Here is a 21898-nt window from a genome sequence, read left to right as displayed (position 1 = left end):
CTACTTGTCCTACTGTTAAAGGAGGAATTTTATTGGGGACGGATGTTAATATTTTCTTTGCGTTTGGAGCAGGTTTCCTGAGTTTTATTTCTCCATGCGTACTGCCACTATACCCGGCCTTTATATCGTATATCACCGGCATGTCACTGGATGAACTTGGAGATAAGAAAAAAGGAATGAACCGTGCTGGCATGTTGCACACGCTGTTCTTCTTACTTGGATTCTCGATTGTATTCATTATTTTAGGATTCAGTACATCCTTTATCGGATCCATCTTCTTGCAATATCAAGATTTGATTCGTCAGCTAGGTGCCATTTTCATCATCATCTTCGGACTGATGACGATTGGATTATTTAAACCAGAATTTCTAATGCAAGAGAAAAAGCTGCAATTTAAAAATCGTCCCGCGGGTTACTTTGGTACGGCGCTGATTGGTCTAGCGTTTTCCGCTGGATGGCAGCCATGTATGGGACCGATCATCGGTGCCATCATTTATCTCGCCGCGACGAACCCAGCATCTAGTATGTTGTATATGATGCTTTATGTACTTGGTTTCGCGATTCCATTCTTCTTCTTGTCATTCTTCATTACAAGAATTGGCTGGATCCGCAAACACAGTATGAAGATTACGAAAGTAGGCGGCTACTTGATGATCGTGTTCGGTATAATACTATTCTTTAACGGAATGGTCTATTTCACAAGTTGGCTTAGCCCGATTTTTGGCGATTTCCAAGGCTTTTAATGTAAGCTGGTGAGCAGAAAAGAGGTGTATGATGAAAGAAATTACTTCTTTTGACGAGTGGCAGCATGTATTGAATGAGACGCCGCAGTTTCTGTTGTTCGTGAAGACGAATAACTGCTCCGTTTGCGAAGGACTATATCCGCAAGTGGCGGCACTCGAAGGCGATTATCCGTTTGATTTCTACCGCGTGAACGCAGCGGAAGTTCCGGAAATGGCTGGACAATTGTCCCTCTTTACAGCGCCGGTTGTCTTATTATTTAACGAACAGAAAGAGTTGACGCGTTTCGCACGGATTGTTCCAATGAATGATCTGAAGAAACGCCTAGATGAGTTGGTGCAGTGGGGGAACGCAGATGCATAAGATACAAGAACTGATAGATTATGTCTTCACAAGTATTCCTTCCATTTACTTAATCATCGGTTCGACGGTAACTTTCGTCGTGATGACGACAATCGTCTACACGATGCGAGCGAAGGCGTCGAATAAGCCGATTCTGGCGAAAAAGATCATCTTACCGCCATTGTTCATGTCGACGGGGATGTTGATGTTCTTATTCGACGAGTTCCGTGTACCGTGGACGCAAGTACTCGAGGCGAGTCTCGTGGGGATCATATTTTCTGCGTTTTTAATTTATACGACAACGTTCGAGATTAAGAACGACAGGATTTATATGAAGAAGTCGAAGGCGTTTCTGGTCATCTTGCTCGGCTTGCTAATCATTCGCATGGTCGGCAAAATCGTCCTCAGTAACACTATCGACGTCGGAGAGCTCGGCGGCATGTTCTTCATCCTCGCGTTCTCGATGATCTTGCCGTGGCGAATCGGTATGTTGATGAAGTATAAGAAGCTTGAGAAGAGTATGTAGGAAAGAAGTCGTCCTTGTGACGGCTTCTTTTTTTATGTATGGAATGAAGGGGGAAGGCAGGGGGATAGGGATTTAAATAAGTTAAAACACAACAATAATTCACACACTGACTTCAGTGAGCGATCTAAGTGCTAACACTATTAACGTAGGATGGAAGCGGCTCAAGCCACGCCCACGGAAAAGCGTCCGCCAGCTGGAGCTCCCATCCCATGACGTACCCCCTAACTCACTGAACTTATGAACTTGAACTAATTACTCAAAACCCAAAAAAACAGGACGCCCCATCAATAGGGACGTCCTGTTTTTACGTACTCACGTAAATAAATGCTCATACGGCTGAATATCAATTTCCATCTGCTTCAGCTTCTTGCGCAAGAAGTTATGGTCGCGCTTCGGTGTAGCAAGAATATAGCCCTTGATAATATGATCAAATTCAATAGTTTTGGCACGGTCTTCTAACGCAATCTCACCGATCTTGGCACCGATCTTCTGCTTTGCCACATCGCGGAACAACTCCGGCACAGGCGTAACGAGTTCGTTGAGCATACTCTTCGCCTCATCATTCCATAAATGCAATGACTCATTGACGTAATGCTCTTCCCAATCCAGCGTCGATTTTCCGTCTTCTTTCGGCAATACCTTCAGGAACTTCCGGAACATAAAGAATCCACCGATAGCGAATAAGCCGATCATCACAATACCCCAAAATATAATAAACCACATAAATAGGTCTGGCACGGTTTTTTCACCTCTTCCATTCTATCCTTCATTATAAAAGCAATTGAGAAATATTTCACTAACAAAGTATCCTTTTCGAGATTTCTGTCTATATAGCGGATGAAAGGAGGTGATACACATGGCAGCAGCACTAGAATTCAGTCAGGCTACGGCGAAGATCCACTTTAATGCAGGCGTTAACGAAAAAGGTCACTTCATTCGTAAGATTAAAACGTACAAATTCATCAATGATGACGCAACACCGGCAAATATGTACACTGCTTTGACACAACTCGCTTCATTATCAAGCTACCCATTAATCCAGCTCGAGAAAGTCGTAACAGAAGATCTTCATAACTAAAACCGTACAGGAGGAGAGCGCATATGGCAAAAGTATTGGAACTAACATTTTTAACCGCAGCGAATAAGCCGGTGAAATTAACGGTAGATGAACCGCATGAAGACCTTACGGAAGGGCAAGTCGAAACCGTGATGCAGCGAGTGATCGCAAGCAATATCTTCCTCATCGAAGAATCTCCACTCGCTACGATCAAAAGTGCACGAATCGTTGCACGTGATACACAAAACATCGTCAGTCGATAAGTTGCGGCCGGTTTTCAGTCCTGTACTGGAAGCCGGCTTTTTTATTCAATGAAAACGAGAGAGGGGGAGTGAACAATGGAGGACTGGCTACAGCTTATACAAGATGTTGGATTCCCGATTTTCGTATCGTTTTATCTACTACATCGTTTGGAAGTGAAGTTAGAAGCGATTCATGGCGTTCTCTCGGACATCAAAAACAGGTGACTTCATAGGAACTTCATGAATCCGACAAGATTTAGCCAAAATGCGGGACGCCTTCACCTTGTATGCGTTGTGAACTTTCGTTATGATAAAGTGACTATTAAAAGGTGGAGGAATCGAAAAATGTATAAAAAGCTTTTGGTACCGTTGACACTTATATTTGTGCTGTTGTTGAGTGCGTGTGGTGGTGGTTTTAAACCGGACCATAAATATAAAGTGGATTCATTTGAATTTACCAACCAAAACAATGAAACTGTAACCGATGAAGATCTAAAAGGCTCTGTCTGGCTGGCACAGTTCGTATTCACGAAATGTACAACAGTTTGTCCGCCGATGATGAGCAATATGGTTACGTTGCAGGAAGAATTAATTGACAATAAAATCGAGGATTATAATATTGTGTCGTTCAGTGTAGACCCGGATGTAGATACACCGGAAGAATTGGCAAAATACCTTGACCTATTCAGCGCGCCGGATGAAAGTAAATGGCAGATGCTGACAGGATACGATATGAAGACGATTGAAAAAATAGCCGCTTCATCGTTTAAACAATTAGTGAAACAAATTCCTAACGATGATCAAGTCATCCATGGTGTTTCATTCGGCTTGGTAAATCAAAACAACGAAGTAGTAAAATTATATGGTGGGAACGAAGACGTGCAATATGATACAATCGTAAAAGACATGAAAGCACTCATCAAAGAAGGCAAGTAATCAACAGAAGGGGTGAGGCAATGAAGAAATTAAAGAAAAAGAGACTCAGTCGATCGGGACGCGTTATGGTCGCTTTTTTGGTTTTATTAGTACCTGTTGCTGTCACACTCTTTACGATTTCCGCCATTCTTTGGGTGAATTTCGGAAAACACGACACGATTGCAGAAACGGCTACGGCGTTATTTCATATTCAAGACCGTAAAACTGGAGAAGCCGTCCCACAGGAATTTATTCCAATCTATATCGAAGCAGCAAAAGAATATAATATTCCTTGGACGTTGCTTGCAGCGCATCACCGCATTGAGACTAGGTTCTCTACAATGAAAACCGACGTCTCGCCTGTTGGAGCAGAAGGACCGATGCAGTTCATGCCATGTACTTTCGTCGGCTGGGATTATCCTGGTTGTAAGGAGTTAGGCAAGGGAGAAATTCCTGAACGCGATAAGATCGATCCGGCTGTCATCGAGCAATATGGCGGCTACGGTGTCGATGCAAATGGTGACGGAATAGCGGATCCATTTGATATAGAAGACGCCATCTTCAGCGCGGCGCACTATCTGTCGGATAGTGGTGCAGCGGATGGGGATATACAGAAAGCTGTTTTCACTTATAATCACAGCGATCAGTATGTAGAGGATGTATTGTGGTACTATAATGAATTCGAAGAACAACGCATCGCCTCAGAAAAACAAGTGAAAAAATAAAACGTAGAGTCCACCGAATTTGGTGGCTCTACGTTTTTTTAGTTTCTATACGTTTGAAGGTGACGTTCAAAAAGCGGGTGATTGAGCGGTTGCAGGTCGGGAAAGAGCGCTTAACGTAAAGTATGAGCGGTTACGGTCCATGATAGAGCAGTTGCCAACTAGTATAGAGCGCTTCGCAGCGACCGTAGAGCGGATTCGCATGAACTATGAGCGCCTAAACAATTCAATGAGCCAATTCGCAACGTTTTCTCGTTATGCCTAATTTTATTCACAAAATAAAAAACGTGAAGCGCCTCGAATGGGCATCTTCACGTTTTGATGTTTAATTTTATGAAGCTTTACGCATACTCTTCATAATCAAGCTCACAATGAATACAAGTACGATCGCACCGATTAACGCTGGTACGAAATAGAAACTAGAGATCTGTGGACCCCATTCTCCTAATAGTGCACCACCAATCCATGCACCTACAATACCTGCAATGATGTTACCAATAATACCGCCGGGAATATCTTTACCTAAAATAAGTCCAGCTAGCCAACCAATGATACCTCCGATAATTAAGAACCATAAAAAGCTCATGTTGCTCATCTCCTTTTCAATATGTTATGTAGCTCTCGCTTAGTATTGGTATTGCCATCTTTTTAATACCTCAAACATTTTTCGTTAAAAAAGTTCAGACAGGAGAAAATACCTGCTGAACTTTCGGATTGCTTATTTGGCTAGTACAGTCGCGCCCAAGGTGTTTTGGAAGTGGGAGAGAGCCCAGTCATGGCCTGCAGCGTTGAAGCTTGCGACGCCGCCTTCGTGGACGACAATCGTGTAACCGAGGTTGTACGCGTCAACTGCAGTATGTAAAATGCAAATATCCGTACATACACCCATAAGATGGATTTCCGTAATGCCGCGTGCACGCAATTGGATATCGAGGTCTGTTCCAGCGAACGCACTGTAGCGTGTTTTATCCATCCAAATAATTTCTTGCTTCTGCTCAGTATAAAGATCATGCAATGTCCCATAAAGATTTCTACCTTCCGTACCTCGAATATTATGAGGTGGGAATAGTTTGCTTTCAGGATGATACGGATCATTTTTTTCATGCAGATCATTGATAACGAATACTGGCAGTTGTTGTTTCAAATAATCTGCTGTCTGATCGACAATATACTTCTCAAGCGCGATACCTGGTTCGCCGCAAGTCAATGCGCCGTCTTTAGCAACAAAATCTACTGTGTAATCTACAATGAGTAACGCTTTCTTCATATAGAACATCTCCTTTTCTTTATTTTCTCATAGTGGCGGCCTAGTGTCTAAACATATGTAAAGACATCTTTGAACTCATTAATCTGCATAAAATCATAATAAAACATAAAATATTTAAAATAATAAATAATTATTTTTTCGAAAAAGATATACAGTAAATGACATAAACGGCATTTTTACGAGTAAAAGTCGTGCTATTTGAGAATGCAAACGACTAATTGAGAATTCTTAATGATATTTCGTTTAGTCATAAGCTTTTCTTATGTACACCTATAATGTATATGTATTTTACTATTGTTCTTTGGTATACTAAGATGGAGTAGAGGAAAGATGTAAACTTTTCGTCTTTCAGTACATAAAGGGAGGAAACAAAAAAATGGCAAAAAGCAACTTGCATAATAGCCGTCAGTCTTTCACAGTAAACGACAAGACGTATAACTACTACCGTTTGAAAGCTTTAGAAGAAGCAGGACTAACAAAAGTATCGAAACTTCCTTATTCTGTAAGAGTATTACTAGAATCAGTACTTCGTCAACACGACGGATACGTAATCAAGGACGACCATGTTGAAGATTTGGCTAAATGGGGCACTGTACAAAACGCAGACGCTGAAGTTCCATTCAAACCTTCACGTGTAATCCTACAAGACTTCACAGGAGTTCCTGTTGTAGTGGACTTGGCTTCATTGCGTTCTGCAATGAATGAACTAGGTGGAGATCCAAACGAAATTAACCCTGAAATTCCAGTGGATCTAGTAATTGACCACTCAGTACAAGTAGATAGCTATGGTACTCAACAAGCTCTACAACTGAACATGGAACTAGAATTCGAACGTAATGCTGAGCGTTACCAGTTCCTAAGCTGGGCACAAAAAGCATACGATAACTACCGTGCAGTACCACCAGCAACGGGTATCGTTCACCAAGTAAACCTTGAATATCTAGCAAACGTTGTTCACGCTGTGGAAAACGAAGATGGATCATTCGAAACATACCCAGATACATTAGTTGGAACGGACTCCCACACGACTATGATCAACGGTATCGGCGTACTTGGATGGGGTGTTGGTGGTATCGAAGCCGAAGCAGGAATGCTTGGACAACCTTCATACTTCCCAATTCCAGAAGTTATTGGTGTGAAATTAGTTGGAGATCTTCCAGACGGAACAACTGCAACTGACTTAGCGCTTAAAGTAACTCAAATCCTTCGTGCACAAGGTGTTGTAGGTAAATTTGTTGAGTTCTTCGGCCCTGGCGTTTCTAAATTGCCACTTGCTGACCGTGCGACAATCGCAAACATGGCGCCTGAATATGGTGCTACTTGTGGATTCTTCCCGGTTGACGAAGAGTCACTTAACTATATGCGCTTAACAGGCCGCGACGAAGAACACATTGCAGTAGTGAAGCAATACTTGATCGAAAACGATATGTTCTTCACTCCTGAAAAGGAAGAGCCGACATTCACTAAAGTTGTAGAAATCAACCTTAGCGACATCGCTGCAAACCTTTCAGGTCCAAAACGTCCACAAGACTTGATTCCATTGACTGAAATGCAACAGTCTTTCAAAGACTCAGTTGTAGCTCCAGAAGGAACACAAGGTTTTGGATTAACTCCAAAAGAGCTTGAGAAAAAAGGCACAATCAAGTTCGAAGACGGACGTAAAGTTGATCTTAAAACTGGTGACGTTGCAATCGCAGCTATCACTTCTTGTACAAACACATCTAACCCTTACGTAATGTTGGCGGCTGGATTGGTTGCGAAGAAGGCTGTTGAAAAAGGACTTACACCTCCTGCATACGTGAAAACATCATTGGCACCAGGTTCAAAAGTCGTTACTGGCTACTTGAACGAATCAGGTCTATCTGATTACTTGGATACAATCGGATTCAACACAGTAGGTTACGGTTGTACTACATGTATCGGTAACTCAGGTCCATTGCTTCCAGAAATCGAAAAAACAATTGCTGACGAAGATCTTCTAGTTACATCTGTCCTTTCAGGTAACCGTAACTTTGAAGGCCGCGTACACCCATTCGTGAAAGCGAACTACTTGGCTTCACCTCCACTAGTTGTAGCATACGCACTAGCTGGAACAGTGAACATTGACTTCGCAAAAGATCCAATCGGAACGGACAAAGACGGTAAAGACGTATTCTTCAAAGACATCTGGCCTACTACACAAGAAGTCAACGATGTATTGAACGCTACAGTTACACCTGAATTGTTCCGTAAAGAATATGCTCGCGTATTCACTGAAAACGAAGCATGGAACGCAATTGAAACGACTGACGATTCACTATACGATTTCGATGAATCTTCAACATATATTCAAAACCCACCGTTCTTCGAAAACCTTTCGAAAGAACCTGCGGATATCGAGCAGCTTAAAGGCTTGCGTGTAATCGGTAAGTTCGGTGATTCTATCACGACTGACCATATTTCACCTGCTGGAGCTATCGGTTTGAACACACCTGCTGGACTCTACTTGCGTGAAAATGGCGTAGAGCCACGTAACTTCAACTCTTACGGTTCACGTCGTGGTAACCACGAAGTCATGATGCGCGGAACGTTTGCGAACATTCGTATTCGTAACCAAATCGCAGCTGGCACTGAAGGTGGATTCACTACGTACTGGCCAAACAAAGAAGTTATGCCGATCTATGATGCTGCAATGAAGTATCAAGAAGACGGTACAGGTCTAGCTATCCTTGGTGGTAAAGACTACGGAATGGGCTCTTCACGTGACTGGGCAGCAAAAGGTACAAACTTGCTTGGCATTAAAACAGTTATCGTAGAAAGCTTCGAGCGTATTCACCGTTCGAACCTAGTGATGATGGGTGTACTTCCACTTCAATTCATCAATGGTGAAAACGTTGAGTCTCTAGGCTTAACTGGTGAAGAAGAAATCAGTGTAAATATCGCTGAAGGCGTAAAACCACGTTCAATCCTTAAAGTTACAGCGAAAGCTCCAGACGGCAAGGAAACTGAATTTGAAGTACTAGCTCGTTTCGACTCTGAAGTTGAAGTGGACTACTACCGTCACGGCGGAATCCTTCAAATGGTTCTACGTAATAAATTAGCAGCTAAGTAATAAGAAATTGATGAGGGTGCCCGGCTTAGCCGGGCACCTTTTTTGCATTTTACAAGCGGAGTAGCAGGGAAATAATCAAAACCATCGCGTGGACGCTCATTCAATTCGTGTAAGCGCTCATAGTTCATGCGTATCCGCTCTATGGTCACCGCGAAGCGCTCTATCACAGCCCGTATCCGCTCATACTCAAGCTATAACCGCTCATAACGTCGTCTTAAGTGCTCTAAGGCAACTATTAAGCGCTCAATCCTAGTCCGCGAAACCATCAGAATGTCTATCACAAGCAATCCACTTTCCCATTCGCTATACTAGAGCATGAGGTGATCACATGTTAACCAGTGAAAAAGAAATAGAAGTACGATACGCAGAAACCGATCAGATGGGCGTCGTCTACCATGCGAACTACTTAGTTTGGATGGAAATCGGCCGCACTACGCTGATCAAAGACCTCGGATACGAATATGCACAGCTCGAGCGCGACGGCTACCTATCGCCTGTAACAGAGCTGTCAGTGAAGTATAAGACGTCGATTACATATGGTGAGACCATTACCGTCAAAACATGGGTAGAGTCGCACGGAAAGCTACGTACCGTCTACGGCTATGAAATCCTGCATGCGGATGGATCGATTGCCGCAACCGCTGTTTCCGAGCACGTAGTAGTCAAAAAAGAGAACTTCCGCCCTGTATCATTGCGTAAAATCCATCCAGAGTGGGACGCCAAATACACAGAAATTCAGCGAGGCGAAGGCTGATGGCATTCGGAATCAATCGACAACAATTAAAAGAGTGGAAAAATGCGGTGCAGCGTGAGGAAATTGCGTTTTTGACACATTATTGGCTAGATGACCGGTTTCCAACAGTAAATACCGTCACAAAAGCAGGATGCAGTGATGTAAAAAAGCTGATAAAGTGGGGAAGTCAGTACGGTTTGCAACCGGAATGGATCCACGCGCGCGAAGAATATCCACATTTTGATTTACTCGGGGAACGTCAAGTAGATATTTTGACAAAAGAAGGGCAATTACATCAATTAACGCGATTAAAAAATGGTAAGCAGAACTCTTTATAGGAGTTTTGCTTACCATTTTATTTGTCATTATGCCACTTGATAGTCAAAGGATAATTCTTCTGTTGACGAATCCGCATCAATATGCAGGTCATGTCCATCAAAGAACCAAAGATCTCGTTCTTCCACGTAATAATGCACGCCGTTTACGATGTTTTCTACTGCCAGCTCGTCTGGTTCTTCTTTCGTAATACCTATGGAAAAGCCTTCATGTAGCGGACTGGATCCGCCATAACGCGCGAAAAACTTAACATAATCGCCTGTAGCGACTTCCATCTCTTCTTCAAACCATTGAATTGCTTGTTCGGATAGGTGAATATTCATGCTGTATACATCCTTTCCAGTGGAGAACCCTAAAGCCATTTCACTTTCGGTTCGGTTCCATTTTTAATTCGGCTAATATTGTCACGATGGCGATAAAAAATGAAGAAGCCCATCAGTGCGACGACTAAAAATAAATACAGGTCGCCACCCATAAAGTAATAAATGAGACAGTATAGTGGTCCCATGACAGACACGATGATGGATGTTAACGATACCATCTTCGTTAGTTTTAACGCAATTAAAAACGTAATGACGACCAATAAAAAAATGGGCCAATTATAGCCAAGTAATACACCGCCAGAAGTCGCAACGGCTTTTCCACCTCTAAGACCTGCAAAAATAGGGAAAATGTGTCCGAGTACTGCGACGACTCCAAGAATTAACGGATGAATCGCTGTATCATGAAAGAACGGCAATAGCGGTAAAAGAACAGCTGCTGTTCCTTTGAAGATGTCTAGCAGTGTGACGACAATGCCAGCTTTCTTTCCGAGTACTCGAAATGTATTCGTCGCACCCATGTTTCCACTGCCATGCTGTCTAACATCCGTTCCATAAAAAAGCTTGCCGATCCAGAGTGCGGAAGGGATAGAGCCGAGCAAATAAGCTGCCAGAATGATAACGTAATTTTCCATAGTGAACCCCTTTATGCATGATAAACTATTTTATTATTAGTGTAGCAGATGCATAAGTTCTGGACAATAATAGATTTCTAGGGGAAGATGAAGAACAGACGAAAAAACGAAATTCCGTATAAATCGTTCGGAGCGTTGTCATGGTTTGCTCGTTGCATTCCGTACATTTCTTCTATACAATAGGTTGAGCTGAAACAAAACGTTGATTTGACAAGGTTTATCAGAAGATGTATGATTAAAATAACAGAACATTTGTTTGACGGGGGTTTCATTTTGACGAAACAGAAAATACAAAATACGTATGATGATAGTTCCATTCAAATTTTAGAAGGCTTAGAAGCGGTACGAAAAAGACCAGGAATGTATATCGGTTCGACCGATACGAGAGGTCTACACCACTTAGTCTACGAAATAGTGGATAACTCGGTGGATGAGGCGCTAGCCGGCTTCGGTAATGAAATTGATGTCACGATCCATAAAGACGGCAGCATCAGCGTACGAGACTATGGACGCGGTATGCCGACAGGGAAGCATGAGTCAGGGAAACCGACTGCTGAAGTCATTATGACAGTCTTGCACGCAGGCGGAAAGTTCGGACAAGGCGGCTATAAAACGAGTGGTGGCTTGCACGGCGTAGGGGCATCTGTTGTCAATGCGTTATCCGAGTGGCTAGAAGTGACCATCTATCGTGAAGGAAAGAAATTTCTCCAGCGCTTTGAACATGGTGGCAAACCGGCTACCACGCTTGAAGAAATCGGTAAAACGAAAGAAACCGGCACGACGATTCATTTCAAACCGGATACGACGATCTTCTCTACGATTAAATATCAATATGACACACTGGCAGAAAGATTGCGTGAGTCCGCTTTTCTATTGAAAGGTTTAAAGATTACGCTAAAAGAAGAAAGTACGGATAAACAAGATATCTTCCATTACGAATCGGGTATTGAAGCGTTTGTTGCCTATTTGAATGAAGAAAAAGAAGTGTTGCATGACGTAGCGTACCTTGAAGGTGAAGTCGACGGCATTGAAGTCGAGTTTGCGTTCCAGTTCAGCGATGGCTATGCCGAAACCATTCTTTCATTCGTTAACAACGTCCGCACGAAAGACGGCGGAACGCATGAAACCGGTGCGAAAGCTGCAATGACTCGTGTGGTGAATGAATACGCACGTAAAGCAGGCTTATTGAAGGAAAAAGATAAGAATCTCGATGGCTCCGATATTCGCGAGGGGATTGCGGCGATTGTTTCGGTTCGTATACCGGAAGAAATCTTGCAATTTGAAGGTCAAACGAAAGGGAAACTCGGTACGAGCGAAGCACGAACGGTGACAGATGCCGTCATATCGCAAAAAATGCTGTATTTCCTTGAAGAAAATGCGGAACTGAGCGCAAATCTTGTCCGTAAAGCGATCCGTGCGCACCAAGCACGTGAAGCTGCACGAAAAGCACGTGAAGATGCGCGTTCAGGCAAGAAACGCAAGAAATCCGATACATTGTTATCCGGGAAATTATCCCCGGCGCAATCACGTAACGCAGCCAAAAATGAATTATATCTCGTGGAAGGTGACTCAGCTGGCGGTTCAGCAAAACAAGGTCGCGATCGTACGTTCCAAGCGATTTTGCCGCTGCGTGGTAAAGTCATCAATACAGAAAAAGCGAAACTTGAAGACATCATGAAAAACGAAGAAATCAACACAATCATCCATGCAGTCGGTGGTGGAGTCGGTGCGGATTTCCAAATTGAAGATGCTGCGTACGACAAAGTTATCATTATGACCGATGCCGATACCGATGGCGCACACATTCAAGTGTTACTATTGACGTTCTTCTATCGTTATATGAAGCCGTTAATTGAAGCGGGTAAAGTGTATATCGCACTGCCGCCTTTATTCAAAGTGTTTAAAGGCACAGGTAAAAGTGAAAAGCTTGCCTATGCGTGGACAGATGATGATCTTGAAGGTGCTATCGAAAAAGTCGGAAAAGGCTATATGCTTCAACGCTATAAAGGTCTTGGTGAGATGAACGCCGATCAATTATGGGAAACGACGATGGATCCATCGACACGGACGTTGATTCGTGTAACGATTGAAGATGGAGCGAAATCCGAGCGTCGCGTGACCACGTTGATGGGTGATAAAGTCGAACCACGTCGTAAATGGATTGAAGAGAACGTCGATTTCGGCTTGATTGAAGAACATAATATTTTAGACAATGCATATATACATGTTGAGGGGGATACGGAATGACACAGTCAGAAACGTTTCAAGATCTGCCCTTGGAAGAAGTAATTGGTGACCGTTTTGGGCGTTATAGTAAATACATTATCCAGGACCGTGCGATTCCAGATGCACGGGACGGATTAAAGCCGGTGCAACGTCGTATTTTGTACGCGATGTTCCATGAGGGCAATACACATGAAAAAGCGTTCCGTAAATCCGCAAAAACGGTCGGTAACGTAATCGGTAACTATCACCCACACGGTGATACATCCGTTTATGACGCGATGGTCCGGATGAGTCAGTCATGGAAGTTGCGTCATGAAATGGTAGATATGCAAGGGAATAACGGTTCGGTCGACGGAGACTCTGCGGCTGCCATGCGTTATACCGAAGCTCGACTTTCTGCTATTGCGAGTGAAATGTTGCGCGATATTCGTAAAGAAACAGTCGATTTTGCTTTTAACTTTGATGATACGGAACTAGAACCAACTGTTTTACCGGGACGTTTTCCGAATTTGCTAGTGAACGGAACGACTGGTATTTCTGCCGGTTATGCGACCGATATTCCGCCACACGCACTGCATGAAGTCATCGATGCGGTGTTGATGCGCTTAAAGAAGCCGGATGTCAGCGTAGATGAGCTGATGACGGTTATTCCGGGACCAGACTTCCCGACAGGCGCGATTATCCAAGGAACAGACGGAATCCGCACAGCCTATAAGACAGGAAAAGGGCGTTTCATAATCCGCGCATTATGGGAAATCGAGCAGTTAAAAGCCGGTAAATCTCAAATTGTCATTACGGAAATCCCGTATGACGTCAATAAAGCCAATTTGGTCAAGAAGATGGATGAACTGCGCCATGACCGTCGATTGGATGGTATTGCGGAAATTCGTGACGAATCCGACCGTACAGGCATGCGTATCGTAGTCGAGTTGAAGAAAGAAATGGACGGCACAGCGATCATGCAATATTTATTGAAGCATACCGATCTACAGATCACGTACAACTTCAATATGATTGCTATAGCAGGTAGACGTCCGATGTTGATGTCTCTTCCAATGCTTCTTGACGCGTATATTGATCATCAAAAAGATGTCATTACACGACGTTCCAACTTCGATATCCGTAAAGCTAAAGAACGATTACATATCGTAGACGGCTTAATGAAAGCTTTATCGATTCTCGATGAAGTCATTAAGACCATTCGCGCGTCAAAAGATAAAAAAGATGCGAAGTTGAACTTGGTCAATGCGTATGAATTTACGGAAGTTCAAGCAGAAGCCATTGTTTCATTGCAACTTTATCGATTGACGAATACGGATATTACGGAATTAAAACGTGAGGAACAAGAACTACGTAGCCTGATCACAGAGCTAGAAGCGATCCTTGCAAGCGAAGCTAAATTGATATCTGTTTTGGTAAAGGAAATCAAAGAGATTCGCAAGCAATTCGCGGAACCACGTCGTTCTGTAATTGAAGAGAAAATAGAAGAACTGAAAGTAGATCTGGATATTTTAATTCCTAGCGAAGAAGTCATGGTATCCGTCACAAAAGGCGGCTATGTCAAACGTACAAGCATGCGTTCTTACTCCGCGTCGGGTGGAAAAGGCCAAGAAATGAAGGAATACGATTATAATCTAATCGAATCTGCCATGAATACACAGCATCACTTGCTGTTGTTCACCTCCCTCGGTAATTACATCTACCAACCGGTCCACGAGTTGCCAGAGATACGCTGGCGTGATTTAGGGCAGCATTTATCCAGCATTTGCGGACTCGAGCCAGGCGAAGAGCTAGTAGACGTGATCGCACTTGAGAAATTCGATGAAAACAGTAGCATTTTAACTGCTTCATCCAATGGGAATGTAAAAATATCGAAACTGACCGACTTCCAAGTGCAACGGTATAACCGTTCATTTAAAGCAATGAACGTCAAAAAAGACGATCGACTAGTTGGTGCACGGGTTATAACGGGTGAAGAAGACGTATTATTGATTAGTAAACAAGCCTATTCCTTACGATTTGCACTGTCCGAACTCGCGATTACGGGTATCCGTACAGGCGGCGTCAAAGGAATCAATTTGAAAGCTGAAGACGAGCTAGTGGCGTTTGAAGTGATTACATCGAAAACGAGAAATATCTTTGTTGCAACACAGCGCGGATCGGTGAAGCGCATGAATATTTCTGAGTTCGAAGTAAGTTCTAGAGCGCTTAGAGGCGTGACAGTGGTGAAGGAATTGAAATCTAATCCACATCGCGTCATTGCGATGAAGACAGTGAAAGACGATGAAGAAATGGTCTTGCTGACGACACGCAATCACAAGGTAGAGATCGATCCGATGTCGTTGAAGAACACGACGCGTCAGACAACGGGAAGTGCCGTTGTAGATGAGGCGAAGGAAGGCAAAGTTGTCCAAGTTTCTACAGTGAAAAAAGAACGTAAATAAGTGTGCATGCATGAGCTGTCCCACCGGTCGTTATATATGACTGGCTGGGCAGCTCTTTTTTGTGTTTTACGATTACCATGCACAACTTCCACCACCGTATAGGAAAAAAAGCGGTGATCTATCTTGCAAGTCGTGGTGATCTTGCATAGAAGTCGGGTGTATCTATTCTAGTCAGAAAAAAGTGAAAACAAAAAACGCTGTATCCCCAGCGCTTTGTCAGTACGTATTCAAACTTTTCCAGTGCTAATAACATTAATTACTTACTCTCTAAAAGTAAAAATAATAATAAAAGTGCTTTGTTATGATTTATTACAAGTTAGACAAACAACTAGCAGATATGAGAGTGGAGAGGTGAAGAGTATATGAAATTGATAAATGAAGAAGTTGTATCGAATTTAGAATTGGATCCATTATTCCATCCACGAACGATTGCGGTTCTGGGAACTTCCGAGAATCCGAATAAAATTGGATACTTGCAGCTGAAGGCGTTACTTGACGGAGGGTTTGCAGGAGATATTTATCCGATCCATCGCAGCGCGCAGCAAATTGCAGATTTGACGTGTTACCCGAGTGTCAAAGATGTACCGAACGAAATCGATCTGGCTATTCTCTGCGTTGGGATCGACCAAGTGGAAAAGTGTTTGATCGAGTGCGGTGAAAGCGGTGTCAAAGCAGCAATCGTCTTCGCTTCAGGCTATTCTGAAATTGGTGAAGCTGGTGTCGTGGCACAACAACGTCTAAAAGACATTTCCGACAAGTACAATATCCGCATTATCGGACCGAACTGTGTCGGCTTACTCAATACAACGAATGGTTTGATGGGAACCTTCTCGCCAGGGTTGACGAATATGCCGTTGAATAAAAAACGTGAAGCAGGCTTCGTCACACAAAGTGGAGCGTTCGGCGTGTTAACGTATATCGCCGCTGCCCAGCAAGGTTTAACATTCAACTATTTTGTCAGTGTCGGCAATGAAGCCGATGTAGGCTTTGCAGACGTCATGGAATACATGCTGCATGATCCGAATACGACGATCGCAACCGGCTATCTCGAAGGAGAGAAAAATCCCGAGAAGTTACGCAAGCTAGCGAAATTCGCACTTGAGATCAACAAACCAATGGTCATCATGAAATCAGGACGAAGCAGTGCAGGCAGTCGAGCCGCAGCGTCACATACGGGTTCACTAGCGGGTGCCGATCAAGTATATGATGGATTCTTCAAACAAACCGGTATTGTTCGAGTGGAAGATTACGTAGATATTATTTCTTTCTCTAAGCTATTCATGTCGAAGAAGACACCGAAAGGAAGAAATGCGGTCATCATTACGAGCTCCGGCGGAAGAGGTATCAACGAAGCAGATCGCTGTGAATCATACGGTTTAAATATTCATCCGCTAAGCGATCAAGTAAAAAAAGAAATCGAGAAAAACATTCCTAGTTATGCAAGCGCTTCCAACCCGGTTGATTTGACCGCAGCGGCATCGATTACTAACCCAGAACTATTTATTGAGCCATTGAAAGTGCTCGTCAACGATCCGGACACGGACATGATCATCTTCTCCGAATTCCCAATGGGCTGGGATGAAACCACACCCGAGCTACAAGAATTTGTGCAGCTTTGCGAGAACTCCGATAAGTTCGTTCTAGTGACGACATTCCCACTTGAAGGCATGTCCGTTCCTAAAGGTGTCGGCTATTTAGAAGATCACGGTATCGCGTTCGTTAGAGGCGATATGAACCCGATCCGCTCACTTGCCAAGCTAGTCGAGTACAGAGAAACTTACGAGAAAGCTAAGGAACAGCGAATGCAAGCGGAACCTAAGAAAATCAATAAAACGAACATCCGCCACTTATTACTAGAAAACCAGACGTTAAGTGAGTCGCAGTCAAGTGAAATTTTGAACGAATACGGAATTCGGACAGCGAAACGCGCAATCGCACAGTCTTCTGAGGAAGCGGTACGGTTTGCGGACACTATCGGCTATCCTGTCGTGCTGAAAATCGATTCACCTGATATTCCGCATAAGACGGAAGTAGACGGTATCCGCTTGAATGTACAGAACGCGGAACAAGTAAGAAAAGCGTATGACGAAGTGTATCAAAATGCCACTCGAAACTGTCCAACCGCAACTATTCACGGCGTGTCCGTACAAGAAATGTTAGCTGAAGGCGTAGAGGTCATTGTGGGTGTTACGAATGATCCGACATTCGGTCCGGTTATCATGTTCGGCCTCGGCGGTGTATTCGTTGAAGTATTCAAGGATGTATCATTCCGCGTCGCACCGATCACGAGACAAGATGCGATCGATAAAATGGAAAGTCTCAAAGGCTATGAACTATTAAAAGGTGTACGAAATAAAAAGCCGGTCGACCAAGAAGCAATCATCGACGTGTTGCTGAAAGTATCCGAATTGATTCAAGATTATTCAAATGAAATTAAGGAAATCGATATTAACCCGCTCATCGTGTACGAAAACGGCATTGTAGCGGCAGATGCATTGATCATTACAAAGTAACTCATGAGGGGGATGGAAAATGGACTTAGATCAAAGTGTCATTGGCTTAACGAGTAATGAATACGTCTTTGAAGTAGAACGACGACATGTCGGTCAATTCGCCGCGGCGATTGGCGACGATCATCCACTTTATACAGACGAAGAGTACGCCAATCAATCGGCTTACGCAGGACTGATCGTACCGCCCACTTTCCCTATTGCTATGAATGACGGCAAGACGGAAATGCCACTCGCTCTCGATCAGCGTAGAATGTTGCACGGCGAGCAGGAATTCCTGTATTACAAGCCGATCCGTATCGGAGACCGACTGCGTTGCCAGATCAAAGTAAGCGATCTGTATGACAAAGAAGGCAAAAGCGGAAAGATGCAGTTTTTGAAGCTCGATACGGAAATGAAAGATGAAACGGGCGAACTCGTTTGTATTAGCCGCATGAATATCGTCTATCGCTCACTAGCGAACTAATGGAGGGACCTCATATGATTAAAGATTGGGTGTTGGAAGAACTAACCGTAGACCAGAAACTTGAACCCATGGTGAAGCCACCGATTACGAAAGTACAGCTCGCCCAATATGCAGGTGCATCCGGAGATTTTAACCCGTTGCACCTCGACGATGACTTCGCAAAAAAAATCGGCATGGACGGTGTCATTGCACACGGCATGCTCGTAATGGGTTTCCTTGGCGAGTACGTCATGAAACTTGCCGGTCAGGAAGCACGCGTCGCAAATTTAAAAATGCGTTTCGGCAAAATGACTGTACCAGGTGACGAAATTCGTTGCTCAGGTGTAGTGGAACGAACATACGAAGAAGATGGTAAGCGATGTATCGCGCTCGAGCTGACCGCTGAGAAAGTATCTGGAGAAGTCGTCGGATCAGGTAGCGCCATCTTGCAACTAACGTAAAAGCCATCGTGAAATAGGAGGAATATAACTATGGGAACTATTAAAGACCGCTATGCCATTGTAGGTGTAGGAGAGAGCGAACGCTCAAGAAAATCGGGGACAACGCCTCTTCATTTAGCACTCGATGCTGCAAGAGCCGCGATAAAAGATGCAGGTTTGAAAGCAACGGACATCGACGGATTCATGAACTATAACGAAGGAGATTCTTGTACATCTCACCAACTAGCAACGTATCTTGGTGTACGACCGAAATACGTCAAGGATATCCAAGGTGGCGGAGCAAGCACAGAGATGCTGATTGCGGATGCCGTGGCGCTCATTGAAGCGGGGCAGCTCAATACCGTATTGATCTATCGTTCATTAAACGGAAGCTCAGGAACACGTGTAGGACGCGGCTATGACCCAGATATGCTTCAAGGTGCACTGGCTGGCGGAAGCTTCGTTATTCCATATGGTTCAGCGAGCCCGTCACAATGGTTCGGTATGTATGCGACGCGTCACATGCATGAAACGGGTATTACGAAAGAACATCTCGGACATGTGTGCTTGAGTTTCTATGAGCATGCACAACGTAATCCGAAAGCCTTCTTACATGGTAAGCCGTTAACGATGGAAACGTATCTCGCTACACCGGATATTAGTTCGCCATTTAATATCCACGATTCGTGCCTCGAGCTAGATGAAGGCAATGCGATCATCGTGACGTCTGCAGAAAAAGCGAAAGACTGCACGTCAAAACCTGTCTATATTATGGGGATGTCCGCACGCCAATGTCATCCGCACGTACACTACTGGAATGACATCGACCAAGTCGCTTCGGATTATGTAGCGAAAGAACTTTACGAAAACGCAGGTGTAACTCCAGACGATATCGACGTGGCGTCGATCTATGACTGTTTCAGCTGGGTCGTAATGCGCCAGCTCGAAGCATACGGATTCGCAAAACGCGGAGAAGTAGGAGATTTCGTTGCAGAAGGTAACTTGAAGATCGGAGGCAAGCTCCCAACTAACACAGCGGGTGGCATGTTATCCGAAGGCTACACGCACGGAATGAATAATGCGATTGAAATCGTTAGACAGCTGCGCCATGACTATGAAGGAACCGACCGCCAAGTAGAAGATTGCAAGATCGGTATTTGTACGGGCTGGGCTGGACCGGATATTGCAGGCGCTATGATCTTACGAAACTAGGAGGAGTAACTATGACACAAGCAACGACAGCATACCAAAAACCCATTCCATTAAAAGATATAGATAATGCCCCGTACTGGGATGCAGCAGACAACCATCAATTGGCACTGCAAAAATGTGAGGACTGTACTGCTTATTCACAACCACCAGGCCCTACGTGCGCGAAGTGTGGAAGTGAAAATGTCCGCTTTGAACAGTTGGGTGACGATATAACAGCGACAGTTTATTCATACGTCGTGTCCTACCGTCCATTCCTACCGGGCTTCCAAGATGAATTGCCGACAATTGTCGCACTCGGACAACTTGATCAAGTGCCGGAAGTGAAAATTATGTGCAATATCTTACATTGTGAGGAAAAAGACTTGGAAATTGGCATGCCAATCCGCATGACATGGATTGATATTACGGAAGACCGTGCATTGCCACAGTGGATTCCAAACACGAACTGATCGATAGACGACATAGAAAGGATGAGCGAGTATGGATTTCTCTTTCACGAAAAAAGAAGAAAAATTTAGAGCCGAACTACGAACGTGGCTCGAGACCAACCTTCCTGAAGGGTGGCTAGAAGGCAAGCGAGACTTACCGGAAGATCTCGATGAATACTCCCGCGTGTTACGCGCATGGCAAAATACATTGTACGAAGGTGGATGGGCAGCGATCGCGTGGCCGAAAGAATATGGTGGACGGGATGCCAGTTTGATGGAAGAGATCATCTATCATCAAGAGATGGTCCGCGTGAAAGCACCACCACTTATTAACTATATCGGGATCCACATGGTAGGTCCTACGTTGATCGACATCGGCACAGATGAACAAAAAGAAAGATATTTGAAGAACATCTTAACAGGGGAAGAAATATGGTGCCAAGGCTATTCAGAGCCAGGCGCAGGCTCGGATTTAACGGGACTTAAAACACGTGCCGTAAAAGACGGTGATCGTTGGCTCATTAACGGTCAGAAAGTTTGGACAAGTTTTGGTCATGTGGCGGATAAATGCTTCTTGCTGACGAGAACGAGTACACATCCAGAGAAGAAACACCGCGGTATTACCGTGTTCATGATGGATATGGACCAGCCAGGCGTTGAAACGCTTCCGATTGTTCAGATGGACGGACAGTCAGAATTTAACGAAGTGTATATGACAGATGCTGTAGCGACGGATGCGGATATCGTTGGACAAGTGGACTCAGGCTGGCATGTATTGATTGCCTTAATGCTCCATGAACGTACAGGGATCGGTGCAGAACTATTTACACTCGAAAAACAATTCAACGATACGGTGGAACTGGCACAGCAGTATAAAGTAAATGGCCGTCCATTAATTGAAAATCCAGCAGTTAGACAGAAATTAGCGAATTTCTATGCTCGCGTGCGTGGATCGCTACTCAATTACTATAAAAACCTAACAACGACGATCAAGAACGGTCAACCAGGTGCAGAAACGTCTATCGATAAATTGGTCGTTACAGAGCTACATCAAGCACTCTCTGCTTTCGCAGTAGAAATTCAAGGACACCAAGGTGTGTTATTGGATAAGGATGCTGTAGCGGATCCGAAGTGGCAGCATTTATTCCTCGCTTCATTCGGACAGACAATCGGTGGCGGTACGAGTGAAGTACAACGCAATACGATTGGCGAGCGGGTACTCGGATTACCAAAAGATATGGGACGTTAATAGATGTGGAGGGATGA

At 44.0% G+C, this 21898-nt stretch carries 24 protein-coding genes; 19 read left to right on the top strand and 5 right to left on the bottom strand.

Features of this window, described 5'->3' with window-relative positions:
- Positions 1–32 precede the first annotated feature (32 nt).
- From CSV64_RS02460 to CSV64_RS02450, 3 genes are read left to right on the top strand one after another with little or no spacing between them, the layout of a single operon-like run.
- Entirely contained in the window at positions 33–743 is a 711-nt protein-coding gene (locus tag CSV64_RS02460; protein WP_099633470.1) for a cytochrome c biogenesis CcdA family protein, read from the top strand.
- A 31-nt stretch (positions 744–774) separates the two neighbouring features.
- Entirely contained in the window at positions 775–1104 is a 330-nt protein-coding gene (locus tag CSV64_RS02455) for a thioredoxin family protein (protein ID WP_099633469.1), read from the top strand.
- Positions 1097–1609: a CcdC family protein gene (locus CSV64_RS02450; protein WP_099633468.1), complete on the top strand. Its 513-nt coding sequence runs from the start codon at positions 1097–1099 to the stop codon at positions 1607–1609. The genes CSV64_RS02455 and CSV64_RS02450 overlap by 8 nt, the downstream gene beginning before the upstream one ends.
- Before the next feature lie 312 nt (positions 1610–1921).
- Here CSV64_RS02450 and CSV64_RS02445 read toward each other — a convergent pair whose 3' ends face one another.
- Positions 1922–2332, bottom strand: coding sequence for a DUF2621 domain-containing protein (locus tag CSV64_RS02445; RefSeq protein ID WP_085133516.1), 411 nt, complete (start codon positions 2330–2332; stop codon positions 1922–1924).
- A 133-nt stretch (positions 2333–2465) separates the two neighbouring features.
- On the opposite strand from CSV64_RS02445, the gene CSV64_RS02440 reads away from it, so the two are divergent.
- The 5 genes from CSV64_RS02440 (at position 2466) to CSV64_RS02420 (ending at position 4548) form a co-directional block, all read left to right on the top strand.
- A complete protein-coding gene (locus CSV64_RS02440) occupies positions 2466–2687 on the top strand; it encodes a DUF1659 domain-containing protein (RefSeq protein WP_099633467.1) in 222 nt (73 codons plus the stop codon).
- A gap of 23 nt (positions 2688–2710) precedes the next feature.
- The gene (locus CSV64_RS02435) at positions 2711–2929 is read left to right on the top strand and encodes a DUF2922 domain-containing protein (protein WP_099633466.1); all 219 of its coding nucleotides are present in this window, start codon (positions 2711–2713) and stop codon (positions 2927–2929) included.
- Positions 2930–3004: 75 nt separating this feature from the next.
- Positions 3005–3133, top strand: a complete 129-nt coding sequence (locus CSV64_RS02430) for a YvrJ family protein (RefSeq protein ID WP_081657891.1) — start codon at positions 3005–3007, stop codon at positions 3131–3133.
- 120 nt (positions 3134–3253) lie between these two features.
- Positions 3254–3844, top strand: coding sequence for an SCO family protein (locus CSV64_RS02425; RefSeq protein ID WP_099633465.1), 591 nt, complete (start codon positions 3254–3256; stop codon positions 3842–3844).
- 20 nt (positions 3845–3864) lie between these two features.
- Positions 3865–4548 carry a lytic transglycosylase domain-containing protein gene (locus CSV64_RS02420; RefSeq protein ID WP_099633464.1) on the top strand — a complete coding sequence of 228 codons (684 nt, stop codon included), beginning with the start codon at positions 3865–3867 and terminating at the stop codon, positions 4546–4548.
- A gap of 328 nt (positions 4549–4876) precedes the next feature.
- Here CSV64_RS02420 and CSV64_RS02415 read toward each other — a convergent pair whose 3' ends face one another.
- Together CSV64_RS02415 and CSV64_RS02410 are read right to left on the bottom strand one after the other, a co-directional pair.
- Positions 4877–5131 (bottom strand): GlsB/YeaQ/YmgE family stress response membrane protein, encoded by a 255-nt coding sequence (locus CSV64_RS02415; RefSeq protein ID WP_029053795.1) that lies wholly within the window; start codon positions 5129–5131, stop codon positions 4877–4879.
- Positions 5132–5263: 132 nt separating this feature from the next.
- Positions 5264–5812 (bottom strand): cysteine hydrolase family protein, encoded by a 549-nt coding sequence (locus CSV64_RS02410; protein ID WP_099633463.1) that lies wholly within the window; start codon positions 5810–5812, stop codon positions 5264–5266.
- A 376-nt stretch (positions 5813–6188) separates the two neighbouring features.
- On the opposite strand from CSV64_RS02410, the gene acnA reads away from it, so the two are divergent.
- From acnA to CSV64_RS02395, 3 genes are all read left to right on the top strand, one after another.
- A complete protein-coding gene (gene acnA / locus CSV64_RS02405) occupies positions 6189–8903 on the top strand; it encodes an aconitate hydratase AcnA (protein WP_099633462.1) in 2715 nt (904 codons plus the stop codon).
- A gap of 328 nt (positions 8904–9231) precedes the next feature.
- Positions 9232–9657 carry an acyl-CoA thioesterase gene (locus tag CSV64_RS02400; protein WP_099633461.1) on the top strand — a complete coding sequence of 142 codons (426 nt, stop codon included), beginning with the start codon at positions 9232–9234 and terminating at the stop codon, positions 9655–9657.
- On the top strand, positions 9657–9974 hold the full coding sequence (locus CSV64_RS02395; protein ID WP_099633460.1) for a hypothetical protein: 318 nt from the start codon (positions 9657–9659) through the stop codon (positions 9972–9974). The genes CSV64_RS02400 and CSV64_RS02395 overlap by 1 nt, the downstream gene beginning before the upstream one ends.
- Before the next feature lie 27 nt (positions 9975–10001).
- On the opposite strand, the gene CSV64_RS02390 is transcribed toward CSV64_RS02395, so the two are convergent.
- Together CSV64_RS02390 and plsY are read right to left on the bottom strand one after the other, a co-directional pair.
- Complete coding sequence (locus tag CSV64_RS02390; protein ID WP_099633459.1) at positions 10002–10295, bottom strand: HesB/YadR/YfhF family protein; 294 nt, start codon at positions 10293–10295, stop codon at positions 10002–10004.
- Between the two features lie 29 nt (positions 10296–10324).
- On the bottom strand, positions 10325–10927 hold the full coding sequence (gene plsY / locus CSV64_RS02385) for a glycerol-3-phosphate 1-O-acyltransferase PlsY (protein ID WP_099633458.1): 603 nt from the start codon (positions 10925–10927) through the stop codon (positions 10325–10327).
- Between the two features lie 231 nt (positions 10928–11158).
- Between plsY and parE the strand changes: the two genes are divergently transcribed.
- The 8 genes from parE to CSV64_RS02345 all read left to right on the top strand — a co-directional run bounded on the left by parE (position 11159) and on the right by CSV64_RS02345 (position 21881).
- A complete protein-coding gene (gene parE, locus CSV64_RS02380) occupies positions 11159–13174 on the top strand; it encodes a DNA topoisomerase IV subunit B (RefSeq protein ID WP_233190392.1) in 2016 nt (671 codons plus the stop codon).
- Positions 13171–15597 carry a DNA topoisomerase IV subunit A gene (gene parC / locus CSV64_RS02375; RefSeq protein WP_099633456.1) on the top strand — a complete coding sequence of 809 codons (2427 nt, stop codon included), beginning with the start codon at positions 13171–13173 and terminating at the stop codon, positions 15595–15597. The genes parE and parC overlap by 4 nt, the downstream gene beginning before the upstream one ends.
- A gap of 362 nt (positions 15598–15959) precedes the next feature.
- Positions 15960–18110 (top strand): acetate--CoA ligase family protein, encoded by a 2151-nt coding sequence (locus CSV64_RS02370; protein WP_099633455.1) that lies wholly within the window; start codon positions 15960–15962, stop codon positions 18108–18110.
- 19 nt (positions 18111–18129) lie between these two features.
- Complete coding sequence (locus CSV64_RS02365) at positions 18130–18573, top strand: FAS1-like dehydratase domain-containing protein (protein WP_099633454.1); 444 nt, start codon at positions 18130–18132, stop codon at positions 18571–18573.
- A gap of 14 nt (positions 18574–18587) precedes the next feature.
- The gene (locus CSV64_RS02360) at positions 18588–19013 is read left to right on the top strand and encodes a MaoC/PaaZ C-terminal domain-containing protein (protein ID WP_099633453.1); all 426 of its coding nucleotides are present in this window, start codon (positions 18588–18590) and stop codon (positions 19011–19013) included.
- Between the two features lie 30 nt (positions 19014–19043).
- Positions 19044–20204 carry a thiolase C-terminal domain-containing protein gene (locus CSV64_RS02355; RefSeq protein WP_099633452.1) on the top strand — a complete coding sequence of 387 codons (1161 nt, stop codon included), beginning with the start codon at positions 19044–19046 and terminating at the stop codon, positions 20202–20204.
- 11 nt (positions 20205–20215) lie between these two features.
- Positions 20216–20653: a Zn-ribbon domain-containing OB-fold protein gene (locus tag CSV64_RS02350; RefSeq protein WP_099633451.1), complete on the top strand. Its 438-nt coding sequence runs from the start codon at positions 20216–20218 to the stop codon at positions 20651–20653.
- A gap of 31 nt (positions 20654–20684) precedes the next feature.
- A complete protein-coding gene (locus tag CSV64_RS02345) occupies positions 20685–21881 on the top strand; it encodes an acyl-CoA dehydrogenase family protein (RefSeq protein ID WP_099633450.1) in 1197 nt (398 codons plus the stop codon).
- Positions 21882–21898 lie beyond the last annotated feature (17 nt).

Origin of the sequence: Sporosarcina sp. P32b (genome assembly GCF_002743335.1) — a bacterium.
GTDB lineage: Bacteria > Bacillota > Bacilli > Bacillales_A > Planococcaceae > Sporosarcina.
Note: the sequence above shows the minus strand (reverse complement) of the source record. Positions and strands in the feature narration are given on the sequence as shown.

What these genes read in the sequence shown, in the direction of transcription:
- CSV64_RS02390 (WP_099633459.1), bottom strand. Translation starts at nt 10,295, where the DNA reads ATGAATATTCACCTATCCGAACAAGCAATTCAATGGTTTGAAGAAGAG.
- parE (WP_233190392.1), top strand. Translation starts at nt 11,159, where the DNA reads ATGATTAAAATAACAGAACATTTGTTTGACGGGGGTTTCATTTTGACG.
- CSV64_RS02420 (WP_099633464.1), top strand. Translation starts at nt 3,865, where the DNA reads ATGAAGAAATTAAAGAAAAAGAGACTCAGTCGATCGGGACGCGTTATG.
- CSV64_RS02410 (WP_099633463.1), bottom strand. Translation starts at nt 5,812, where the DNA reads ATGAAGAAAGCGTTACTCATTGTAGATTACACAGTAGATTTTGTTGCT.
- CSV64_RS02435 (WP_099633466.1), top strand. Translation starts at nt 2,711, where the DNA reads ATGGCAAAAGTATTGGAACTAACATTTTTAACCGCAGCGAATAAGCCG.
- CSV64_RS02365 (WP_099633454.1), top strand. Translation starts at nt 18,130, where the DNA reads ATGGACTTAGATCAAAGTGTCATTGGCTTAACGAGTAATGAATACGTC.
- CSV64_RS02355 (WP_099633452.1), top strand. Translation starts at nt 19,044, where the DNA reads ATGGGAACTATTAAAGACCGCTATGCCATTGTAGGTGTAGGAGAGAGC.
- acnA (WP_099633462.1), top strand. Translation starts at nt 6,189, where the DNA reads ATGGCAAAAAGCAACTTGCATAATAGCCGTCAGTCTTTCACAGTAAAC.
- CSV64_RS02430 (WP_081657891.1), top strand. Translation starts at nt 3,005, where the DNA reads ATGGAGGACTGGCTACAGCTTATACAAGATGTTGGATTCCCGATTTTC.
- CSV64_RS02455 (WP_099633469.1), top strand. Translation starts at nt 775, where the DNA reads ATGAAAGAAATTACTTCTTTTGACGAGTGGCAGCATGTATTGAATGAG.
- CSV64_RS02360 (WP_099633453.1), top strand. Translation starts at nt 18,588, where the DNA reads ATGATTAAAGATTGGGTGTTGGAAGAACTAACCGTAGACCAGAAACTT.
- CSV64_RS02370 (WP_099633455.1), top strand. Translation starts at nt 15,960, where the DNA reads ATGAAATTGATAAATGAAGAAGTTGTATCGAATTTAGAATTGGATCCA.
- CSV64_RS02450 (WP_099633468.1), top strand. Translation starts at nt 1,097, where the DNA reads ATGCATAAGATACAAGAACTGATAGATTATGTCTTCACAAGTATTCCT.
- CSV64_RS02350 (WP_099633451.1), top strand. Translation starts at nt 20,216, where the DNA reads ATGACACAAGCAACGACAGCATACCAAAAACCCATTCCATTAAAAGAT.
- CSV64_RS02345 (WP_099633450.1), top strand. Translation starts at nt 20,685, where the DNA reads ATGGATTTCTCTTTCACGAAAAAAGAAGAAAAATTTAGAGCCGAACTA.
- CSV64_RS02425 (WP_099633465.1), top strand. Translation starts at nt 3,254, where the DNA reads ATGTATAAAAAGCTTTTGGTACCGTTGACACTTATATTTGTGCTGTTG.
- parC (WP_099633456.1), top strand. Translation starts at nt 13,171, where the DNA reads ATGACACAGTCAGAAACGTTTCAAGATCTGCCCTTGGAAGAAGTAATT.
- CSV64_RS02400 (WP_099633461.1), top strand. Translation starts at nt 9,232, where the DNA reads ATGTTAACCAGTGAAAAAGAAATAGAAGTACGATACGCAGAAACCGAT.
- plsY (WP_099633458.1), bottom strand. Translation starts at nt 10,927, where the DNA reads ATGGAAAATTACGTTATCATTCTGGCAGCTTATTTGCTCGGCTCTATC.
- CSV64_RS02440 (WP_099633467.1), top strand. Translation starts at nt 2,466, where the DNA reads ATGGCAGCAGCACTAGAATTCAGTCAGGCTACGGCGAAGATCCACTTT.
- CSV64_RS02395 (WP_099633460.1), top strand. Translation starts at nt 9,657, where the DNA reads ATGGCATTCGGAATCAATCGACAACAATTAAAAGAGTGGAAAAATGCG.
- CSV64_RS02445 (WP_085133516.1), bottom strand. Translation starts at nt 2,332, where the DNA reads ATGTGGTTTATTATATTTTGGGGTATTGTGATGATCGGCTTATTCGCT.
- CSV64_RS02415 (WP_029053795.1), bottom strand. Translation starts at nt 5,131, where the DNA reads ATGAGCTTTTTATGGTTCTTAATTATCGGAGGTATCATTGGTTGGCTA.